The following is a 9,968-nucleotide window of genomic DNA, read 5'->3' as shown; positions in this document are numbered from 1 at the left end:
ACCCTACGGGTACAGTGCGGGGCTCCTGCGATTTCTAGCTGACATTCTACGGTCGTTTTATAGTCATTTTAGACAGGAATGAAACATTTCTGTTGTATTGTGTATTGGTTCCTAACTCCCCTCTCCCAAAGGAATAGGGGCTGGGAGTGGTCGCAGAAGCTGCACGGAATGCTTGAGGAGTGTCTCAATCTAGTTTGGAATGACTATAGTCCTCAGATTGGGGTCTTTCGCGCAATTCTGGCGAGACTGGGATCTTGGCCAGGCTGGATAAGGCCCACCGATGCCTTTTGCACCTGCTGGACTTCTTGCAAAAGCTGCAAGTAAAAAGTCCGTCGTTCCCAATCCAGATCTCGGAGCCCACAGCCCGGCTCTCGATGGTGCAGGCAATCGCGAAACTGACAGGCGCCCAAGCGATCCCTTACTTCGGGGAAGCACCGTATCAACTGCAAAGGATGCACCGGCGGGATCCCTTCGCCAGCATTGAATCCCGGCGAATCGGCGATCCAACCGCCTTCCGGCAAAGGAAACAGCTCCACATGGCGGGTGGTGTGCCGACCATGGCCCAAACGTCTGGAGACGGCCTGAGTAGCCAGCCGAACGTCCGGCAGCAGCCGATTGAGCAAGCTGGATTTGCCCACCCCGGAAGGGCCCATCACCACCGAGATCTGATCTCGGCAACATTGTTGCAACTGGGGGATCCCAGCTTGGGTGTGGGCACTGACCAACAGAGGCTCATATCCCCACCTCTGCAGACGCTCCACCCAAGTTGTCGCCACTTCTGGATCCACGCAGTCGCATTTGTTCAGCACCACCTGAACCCGCAGTTGGCTGGCCTCGGCTTGCACCAGCAGACGACTGAGGGCGTTGGGCTCAGGGTCGGGCTCGGCCAGGGCCACCACCACCAGAACTTGGGTCGCGTTGGCAATAGCGGGTCGAGGCAGCTGAGTGCGCCGCGGCAGGATCGCCTCGATCACCCCCCGCTCCGGCCAGAGGTCGGCGGCAGCAGGCGGCAAGCGCACCTCCACCCAGTCCCCCACCATCACCTGCTGGCCCATTTTTTTCAGCTTGGCCCGACTGGTACAGAGAATCTCTGCCGGCGTGGGCTTTTCAACCGGAAACCGAGCCGGGATCTCGGGAAAGAGGGCAGCCAAACTTGGATCGATACGCACGCGATAAAAGTTGGCCTGCGCTGCTCGCACCCAGCCGGTACAACTGGATCCCGGATCCCCCTTTCCTTCTGGTTTCACCGGGCTCATGGCGACGCAGGCGTGCCGCGACGCACCCAGAGAATGTAATGGCCTTCGGGGGAAGCTGCCTGTCCCTCAATCCGATGCCCGGCCATGGCTAGACTGTTGGGCACCTGCTCCAGAGGTTCTCCCGCATCCAGCCACAGCTCCAGCAGTTCTCCAGGAGCCATGCGCTCCAGGCGCAGCTTCGCCCGCACGTAGTTAAGTGGGCAAGGGATCCCACGCTGGTCAAGGACAAGCTTGACCTCTTCCGACGAAACAGCCTCTGCAGTCATTCTTCCTCACGCTCCCGGTTGCCAGGCATCTGGGCCAGCCCCCGCAACAACCCGCCCAAGAAACCATCCCGCTTGTTGATGCGTTCTCCGTGCAGCTCAGCCAGGCGCATGAGCAATTCCCGCTCTTCTGAGCTGATGCGGGTGGGGATCTCCACCACCAAGGTGATTTGGTGGTCGCCCCGAGACATCGGGTTGCCAATGCGAGGTACCCCCTTGCCCTCCAGGGTCAGCACTGTACCCGGCTGGGATCCGGCTGGGATGGTCAGCTCCACCTCCTCCTCCAGGCCGGCTTTCGAGTCCACGGTGGGCACAGAGACCTTGGCCCCCAAGATGGCCTGCAAATAGCTTACCCGCACCTCCGAGAGAATGGTCAGGCCATCTCGCTGGAAGTCGGGATCCGGTTCCACAAACAGGTAGACGTAGAGATCCCCGGGCGGGCCACCGCGTCGACCGGCATCGCCTTCCCCGGAAACCCGCAAACGGGTGCCACTATCCACGCCGGCTGGGATGTTAATGCGCAGTTTCTTCGTGGTTTGGGCCAAGCCCTCGCCATTGCAGTTGTAGCAGGGCTCTTCCAACACCTGACCGCTGCCACCACAGGTGGGACAAACCGAGACCTGGGTAAAGTTGCCAAACGGCGTGCGGGTTGCCCGCCGCACCTGACCACCGCCCCCGCAGGTGGGGCAAGTTTTCACCTCCGTACCGGGCTTGGCCCCGCTGCCCCCACAGACGTTGCAGACTTCCAAGTGGCTGATGCGAATCTGCTTTTCGCCGCCGAAGATGGCTTCCAGAAACTCCAGTTTTAGGTCAAAGCGCAGATCATCGCCCCGTACCGGCCCCTGGCGACTGCGGGCATAGCTGGCTCCTGCCCCTGCAAAGTTGGTGAAAAAGCTCTCGAAAATGTCGGCAAAGCCACCCATCCCCGCAAAATCCTGGAATCCACTTGCTGCCGCAGCAGCTCCACTCAAACCCGCTTCTCCAAAGCGATCGTAGCGAGCTTTTAGCTCATTATCAGAGAGCACCTCATAGGCACGGTTGATCTCTTTGAAGCGCTCCTCGGCGCCTGGCTCCTTGTTGACATCCGGGTGGTACTTACGAGCCAACCGTCGATAGGCGCGCTTGATCTCCTCTTTGGAGCTATCGCGGCTAACCCCCAAGATTTCATAGTAGTCGCGAGCCATAGAAGCGCTTCAGAAGAGGTTAAAGATCAAAACATCAGACACACTTGAGATGCAACTTGTCAGGCAGCACAACCGAAGCAGACCTACAAGGCACCGGAGCTGGGGGAGAGCAAGCAGTTGCCTAGAATCCTCAGCGAGCTCCATAGATCTCGCTACCCATCTCCAGCAGGACAGCCCGCAGTTCTTCCATTGCGTTCCGTAAAGTTGCTAAGTCTACGTTATCATTTGCCAGCAATGCCCTCAATGTGCCCGCCACTTGAGCCCCCCGCTGGATTCGAGCTTCGCTGAGGCGATTGCCATGCTCCTGCAGGGTTTTGTCGTAGTTGTAGAGCAGGCTATCTGACTGGTTGCGGGCTTCCACCAACTGCCGCCGGCGCTGATCTTCTTCGGCATAGGCCTCCGCTTCCCGACGCATTCGCTCGATCTCGCTGCTGCTCAAGCCACCGTTGTTGGTGATCTTGACGCTCTGCTCGATTCCTGTCCCCTTTTCCCGAGCCGAGACTTTCAAGATCCCGTTGGCATCGATGTCAAAAGAAACCTCGATCTGGGGCACCCCACGGGGAGCCGGCGGGATCCCGGTCAGCTGAAAGCGGCCCAAGGTTTTGTTGTCTTTGGCCATGGCCCGCTCTCCCTGCAGGACGTGAATCTCCACCACACTCTGGCCATCGGTGGCAGTGGAGAAAATCTGGGTTTTACTGGTGGGAATGGTGGTGTTGCGCTCGATGATGCGGGTGAAGACTCCCCCCAGCGTTTCCACCCCAATCGAGAGAGGGATCACGTCCAGCAGCAGTAGATCTTTCACTTCTCCACCCACCACGCCTGCCTGGATGGCAGCGCCAAGGGCCACCGCCTCGTCCGGGTTGACGGAGCGATCTGGGTTTTTTTTGAAGATTTGCCGAATTTTCTCCTGGACAGCGGGAATACGAGTAGAGCCGCCCACCAGCAGCACGCGGTCGATGTCTGCAGGGGAGAGGCCAGCATCCCGCAGCGCCTGTTCTGTAGGCTCCACGGTGGCCTCCACCAGATCCCGCACCAACTCCTCAAACTTGCCGCGGGTCAGCTCCACTTCCAGGTGCTTGGGCCCCGAATCGTCGGCGGTGATAAAAGGCAGGTTAATGAGTGTAACCTGGGTGCTGGACAGCTCAATTTTGGCCTTCTCAGCAGCCTCCCGCATCCGCTGCAGGGCCATGCGATCCCGCGAGAGGTCGATCCCTTCCGTCTCCAAAAACTGACGGATGAGCCAATCGACAATTCTTTGGTCGAAATCATCCCCCCCCAGGTGGTTGTTGCCGGCAGTCGCCTGCACCTCAAACACGCCGCTGCCCAGTTGCAGCACCGAGACATCGAAGGTGCCGCCACCCAAATCGAAAACCAGAATGCGCAGGTCTTGATCTTGTTTGTCTAGGCCATAGGCCAGGGCGGCTGCTGTCGGCTCGTTGATGATGCGCAGCACCTCCAGGCCGGCAATGGTGCCCGCATCTTTGGTGGCCTGCCGCTGGGCATCGGTAAAATAGGCGGGAACGGTGATCACGGCTTGGGTCACCGGCTCCCCCAGATAGGCCTCCGCATCGGCCTTCAGCTTTTGCAGGATCATGGCGGAGATCTCCTGCGGAGTGTAGGCGCGATCTTGCACCGCCACTTCCACCATGTTGTCTCGACCGGGGATGACTTTGTAGGGAACCCGCCTCCGCTCATCTTCGGTCTCGGCAAAGGTGCGGCCAATGAAGCGTTTGATGCTGAAGATGGTGTTTTCGGCATTGGTAACCGCCTGGCGCTTGGCCAGTTGGCCCACCAAGCGGGTGTTGTTCTTGGCGAAGCCGACAATGCTGGGGGTGGTGCGCCCTCCCTCGGCGTTGGTGATCACAACGGGCTGACCACCTTCCAAAACCGCCACGCAACTGTTGGTGGTTCCCAGGTCAATCCCGATGACTTTACCCATAGCCCCCTCTTCCCGTGCGCCAAGTCTCAACCCAAGAACGCGATTCCACGAATCTTAAAAGCATTCTGCCCAGAATCCCGCAGAAACCTTCAGACGTTGCTTTCGTCTCCGTAGCTTTACTGTAGCGTTTCTGAGACTGCTCTGGCTCTGTTTGTCAAGGTTCAAGTGAGCAAGTTCGGCTAGGAAGGTTGGGGGTTTTGGGGAGAGGCGGGCGTGTTTTCCGGACCAGCTTCGATGGTGGCCTGGGCAGAGGGGGAAGGTTCAGAGCTGGGGATGCCCGCCGAGACGGCCACCATGGCATGACGGATCACCAAGTCCCCCAGCTTGTAACCCGGCTGATATTCGACGGCTACCACATCTTCAGGATAGTCTGGGCTGGGCTGACGGGCTATGGCTTCGTGCAGGTTGGGGTCGAAGGGCTGGCCCACCGATTTCATGCGGGAGACGCCCATCTTCTTCAGGCATTCCACCAGCAGGCGGTAGACGCTCTGGTAGCTGTTGTGCAACTCCCGCTCGCGGTCGGTTTCCAGCTTCAGCTGCTGCTGAGCCCGCTCAAAGCTGTCCACAACAGGCAAGATCTCCAGCACAAATTTCTGCCGTTCTTTTTGGCTGAACTCTTCTTTTTCCCGCTGGGTACGCCGCCGGTAGTTTTCAAAATCGGCGTAGAGGCGCAGGTAGGCGTCTTCTTTCTCTTTGAGTTGCTGGCGGACAACTTCCAACTCGTGCTGGAGCTGCTTGAGAGCTTCACCGGGATCTGGAGAAGGCTCAGCTGCGGTTTCTCCGGAGGAGGTACCGGCTTCTGCTTCGCTATCTTCCAAAATCAGCTTCTCCAGCTCTGCCTCTACGTCGATCTCTTCTTCCTGTAGTTCAGGATAGGTATCTTCTGGGGCCATCGGTTGCTTCTCTTCGGCAGTCATGGGCGATGTCGGCAAGTGTTAGCAATGAGCAGTGACTCGGATATCCCCAGTTTGGCAGTTTCAAAACCGCCGCTGCACTCAGCCAAACCAGGCTCTGTGTTGATCGTATTCTACCGGGTTCTCTTTCAGCCAGTTGAAGTCAATATCTTTTCTTTCCTAGCCGACCAGCAGATGTTCCCGTGGCCGGCCCAGGCAATCGGGGAAGTAGATCTTGGCCAAGTCGGGGATTAGGCGCCAGTTGGGGCTGTAGATGGGTTGAATGGGGGAGTGGGTGTGAATATAGTAGACCAGAAAGTCGCGGATGCTATCGGCTGAGATCCACAGGGTTTGGGCTTCTTGGAACATGCTGTAACCGCCGCCGCCGCCGGCTCGGTAGTGGTTAATGGCCAGGCGAAAGGTCTGTGCTGGTTCCACCGGCTGTCCGCGGAATTGTAAGGTCACCAGGCGCTTTCCCACAGGACGGGTGAGATCGAAGCAGTAGTCGATGCCGTGGTAGAGGTCGAAGGTGTAGCCGCGGGCTTCGGGGGCCACGACGGCAGCAGGATCGGCGGGAAGGTGATTGGGATCCAACTGGCGAAAATAGCCGGCAGTCTGTTCCAGGGCGCGCCGCAGAATATCTCCGGTGATCTCCAAAACGCAGAGGGTGTTGTCGTAGACGGTGAGGCTGTAGGCATCTTGCAGGGAGATGGGGCCTGCCGACAGGCCGGCGCTGCTGCAGATGTTGACCAGGGAGAGCTCTGCGGGGAATCCTGCCTCCCGCACTGCTTGCAATTGGGCCTGATGGAGCAGCTCTGCCAGAGGGTTGGCCCCCAGACGGGCTGCCAGACCGCCGCTATAGGCAGAACGGGCTTGGCCAATGGGCTGACGGATGTAGCGCAGGGTGGCTTGATGATAGGGCTCTGTCAAGGCCAAGAGTTCGGGATCGGGAGGGATCCCTTCGGCGGAGAGGAGCTGTGCGCTTTTCCCGAGAATTTGCCAGCGGCTGCCCTGGCGCTCCAGCTCCAGGGATACCTGGGAGAGGTGGCTGCCCCAATAGCCGGGCTGCACCACTAGAGCTTGGGATCCCCCCAGACCGGCGATGGTCTGGTGGGTATGGCCGGAGAGGATGACGTCAATGCCGTCCAGTTCGGCCAGGGCCAACAGTTCGTTTTCCCCTGCCAGGCTTTTGTTGCTGCACCAGCCGGAGCGATCTGGGTTGTGCCAATGCTCAGGGGTGCGCAGGGGGGGCAATTGGTTGGGGCCGCTGTGCAGGATCAAGATCAAAACATCCACCTGAGGTCGCAGCAGCGATAGGTAGTGGCGGGCGGTCTCCAACAAGGGGGCAAAGCGTAGGCCCAAGATGTAGTCCGGGCGCTCCCAGGTGTCGATGCGGGGGGTGGTCAGCCCCAACAGGCCGACGCGAACCCCGGCCAATTCCCGGATCAGGTAGGGCTGGAAGAGGGGATCCCCATTCTGGCGGAGGATGTTGGCACAGAGCACCGGACAGCGGAGATCGCCGACAAAATCCCGGAGAACCTGAAGCCCAAAGTTAAAGTCGTGGTTGCCAGGGGTAAAGGCGTCGTAGCCTAGGGCGTTGAGAGCATGGGCCAAGGGGTGAGGGGAGACGCGCTCCACCTGCGCATAGTAGGTGCCCAAGGGGGATCCCTGAATGGTATCGCCGCTGTCGATGAGCAGGACGGGATCCTCACTGGCAGCTCGCACGCGCTTAATAAGGGTGGCCAGCTTGGCTAGACCGTGCTCCGCAGGGATCCCAGTGAAGTAGTTCCAGGGATGTAGATTGGCATGGAGATCCGAAGTATGGAGAATTGTTAACCGCATTCTCATATCATAGCCAAAGTCAAAGCCCAACCCAAACTCGTCAGCCCAGCAAGAACAGCACCTGCACACAGCCCACCAAAAAGCCGAGGAGGCCGCCTAAGTTGACGATGGCCTGGAGTTCTTGGCGCACGATCTGCTGGATGGCCTGCTCCAGGTCGGCAGGGGAGGTGGCGTTGACTTTATCGGCAATGACCTGATCCAGGTTCAACACCGGGATCACCTGCATCATCAGGGATTCGAGATCCCGTTCTAGGTAGCGCTCCAAGACCAAAGCCAGGTCGGCGCTGATCTGATCGATGGAGGTGATCAACGCCTTGGAGTTGCGCAGGCGTCCCAACACCAGGCTGGCCACTTTTTCCCAATCGATGGTCTCCCCCAGCCCTTTGATAACCTCTGGCCCTTGGCTGCGCAGGTAATCTTGGATCCCGTCGCGGAGGGCACGGCGCAACTGACGCACGGCGGAAACCGGCAGGTTTTGCAGCGAGAGGTTCTGCAGGATCTCGGTCAGGCGGCGGGAGGCGTTGATGTCTTTGAGCAGATCTTCCAAGATGGCTTCTGCCCCTTCCGGCTCTTCTAGACAATAGGTGCGCAGGCGCAACAGGGCATTTTTCAGGCCGAACAAGTTGGCCACCACCCAGTAGGAGCCGGTCGCTCGTTCACGAAACTCCTCATCCAGGGATTCGATGTTGCGATCGGTGAGAAAGTCCACCAAGTTCTGCCGCAACACCTTTGGGGGCAGCGCCTGCTTCAAGATCCACTCCGAGAGCTGCTTAGCCTGCTCGCTGCTGAGGCGCAGCTCCAGCAACACTTGGTCGAACAGTTGGTTAATGGGCCCTTCCAAAAAGGTTTCTTGACGGGCCAGCACCTTCACCAGGCGGGGCAACGACTCGTTAAACAGATCGGCCAAAATGCGCGCCAACACCTGGGCGGTTTGCTGCTGTTGCTCAGGGTTTTGCAGCCGATCCAGGGCTACCCCCAGCAGCCAGCGGATCCCTGCTTGCATGCGCTCGGTTTGCAGCAGCTTACGGGCCAGATTGTGCAGTTCCTCCGGCGTGAGCAGGGATCCCATGATGGTCTTGGCGATCTGCTTGGCCAGACGGGGTTGGTTCTGCGGGATCAAACCGGGGGTGAAGGGGATGCGCCAGCCGAAAACCCGATAGGGGCGGTAGGGCCGGAACAGCATTTTGATGGCAATGTCGTTGGTGAAATAGCCGATCACCAGCCCGGCCAGCGGGGGCACAACGTAGATCCAGAAGGCCATGGAAGCAATTGAGGGTGCTCTCTTCTACTCTACTGACCTGCCCCAGCGCAAGAGAGCGTTGACCAGTTATTGGATGATCAGGCTATCGGTCAGCTCCAGCTCCACCAGCGTATTGGGCTGTAGCGTCACCACCCGGTCAATATTGGTACTGCCTGCCGCAGCGCCGGCCAAGCTGCCGGCCAAGATCGGCAAAAAGCCCCATCCCCCCGTGAGGATCCCCAAGGCCAACCCACCTGCTGCCCCATAGCCTGCCCCGCGGGCTACAGTTGTGCCGACGTCGGCGTTGCGATCCAACCCGACTGATAGCGGCGCAGATTGGCCTCTCACCAAGTAGGTGGAAGACCCAATGGTGAGGCGGTTGGCCACAAAGCGGCTGCCGACGACCCGCTCTTGAGGATCGGCGCTCTCCGCCTCCCGGCCAGACAACTTCAGTTCTCGGTAAACCGGCTCAAAAGTGCCCCACACTACACTCCCTGCCGGGATCACCACCTGGCCAAAGCGATCCACCACCGGCTCGGAGACTTCCAGGTGGCCGTTAATGGCCTGGTAGGGCTGGAAAGTGATGGGGCGGTAGACCGTGAGGAGAATACGGGTGCCGGCAGGCAGCTCGCCCCGCGTGGCTCCAGGGAGATCCCCACCTGGGCTGAGGTCGGGCCGACGTTGATAGGAATAGGCCTCGCCTTGGGGGAGTTGTCCACCTGGGGCCGCTTGAACGGGTACCACCGGGATCGGATCCAAGGCCGGAGCCGTGGGATCCAGCGGCATTTGCGGCACCTGAGGTACCGGTGGCAGGGCCGTGGCAGAGCCGGGGGAGGGCGGAGGGCTCAGCAAGGGCAGGGTAGGGACGGGATCCCCCCTGGGGGGTACCGACTGAGGGGTGAACTCGAACTGCTGAGCGGCAACCGGGGTAACGGCACCGGCTATCAACACCCCCCAAAAGGAACTCCTCTGCAACAAATGCAGGAACGGCTGCAAGGTTGAGCTCATGGATCCCATCCGGTCACAACTGGCAGTAGCTTAACATCCTGCCCCGCTTGTGCCCACTAGATTTAGTAGGTATTAAGGGATCGGAAGCTCTTAAAACACTATTGAGCCTGTTCGGGGTCTGGATCGAGTTTTCCCTAGGGGCTGGGGGAAGGAGAAGGAGTCGGTCCGCCGGGATCCCCTGGCTGGGGGGCTGGGGATTCTGGCTTAGGAGACTCTGTAGCCTCACTCTCCTGAGCCTCGGGGCTGGACTCCGGCTTGGGTTCTGCAGGAGACCGTCCTTCTGGAGAAGGAGAAGGTGAAGGCTGATACATTTACGCTGAACACTGCTGAACATCACTGTTCA

General features: G+C 59.5%; 9 protein-coding genes. All 9 read right to left on the bottom strand.

Features of this window, described 5'->3' with window-relative positions:
* Nucleotides 1-212: 212 nt before the first annotated feature.
* Nucleotides 213-1,256, bottom strand: coding sequence for a ribosome small subunit-dependent GTPase A (gene rsgA, locus NW843_RS04330; RefSeq protein ID WP_414398405.1), 1,044 nt, complete (start codon nt 1,254-1,256; stop codon nt 213-215).
* The gene (locus tag NW843_RS04325) at nt 1,253-1,522 is read right to left on the bottom strand and encodes a sulfurtransferase TusA family protein (protein ID WP_414398404.1); all 270 of its coding nucleotides are present in this window, start codon (nt 1,520-1,522) and stop codon (nt 1,253-1,255) included. The genes rsgA and NW843_RS04325 overlap by 4 nt, the downstream gene beginning before the upstream one ends.
* Nucleotides 1,519-2,703, bottom strand: a complete 1,185-nt coding sequence (gene dnaJ, locus NW843_RS04320) for a molecular chaperone DnaJ (RefSeq protein WP_414329167.1) — start codon at nt 2,701-2,703, stop codon at nt 1,519-1,521. Before dnaJ ends, NW843_RS04325 begins: the two co-directional genes overlap by 4 nt.
* A 130-nt stretch (nt 2,704-2,833) precedes the next feature.
* A complete protein-coding gene (gene dnaK, locus NW843_RS04315) occupies nt 2,834-4,642 on the bottom strand; it encodes a molecular chaperone DnaK (protein WP_414329166.1) in 1,809 nt (602 codons plus the stop codon).
* Between the two features lie 179 nt (nt 4,643-4,821).
* Nucleotides 4,822-5,559 carry a nucleotide exchange factor GrpE gene (gene grpE, locus NW843_RS04310; protein WP_414522212.1) on the bottom strand — a complete coding sequence of 246 codons (738 nt, stop codon included), beginning with the start codon at nt 5,557-5,559 and terminating at the stop codon, nt 4,822-4,824.
* A 156-nt stretch (nt 5,560-5,715) separates the two neighbouring features.
* Complete coding sequence (locus NW843_RS04305) at nt 5,716-7,377, bottom strand: bifunctional metallophosphatase/5'-nucleotidase (protein WP_414522211.1); 1,662 nt, start codon at nt 7,375-7,377, stop codon at nt 5,716-5,718.
* A gap of 40 nt (nt 7,378-7,417) precedes the next feature.
* The gene (locus NW843_RS04300; RefSeq protein ID WP_011434466.1) at nt 7,418-8,638 is read right to left on the bottom strand and encodes a DUF445 domain-containing protein; all 1,221 of its coding nucleotides are present in this window, start codon (nt 8,636-8,638) and stop codon (nt 7,418-7,420) included.
* Between the two features lie 66 nt (nt 8,639-8,704).
* Nucleotides 8,705-9,625, bottom strand: coding sequence for a hypothetical protein (locus NW843_RS04295; protein ID WP_414522210.1), 921 nt, complete (start codon nt 9,623-9,625; stop codon nt 8,705-8,707).
* Nucleotides 9,626-9,759: 134 nt separating this feature from the next.
* A complete protein-coding gene (locus tag NW843_RS04290) occupies nt 9,760-9,936 on the bottom strand; it encodes a hypothetical protein (protein WP_414424808.1) in 177 nt (58 codons plus the stop codon).
* Nucleotides 9,937-9,968: the final 32 nt, after the last annotated feature.

The organism is Synechococcus sp. R5-12 (genome assembly GCF_047502655.1).
Lineage (GTDB): Bacteria > Cyanobacteriota > Cyanobacteriia > Thermostichales > Thermostichaceae > Thermostichus.
This window is presented reverse-complemented; position numbering and strand designations above follow the sequence as displayed.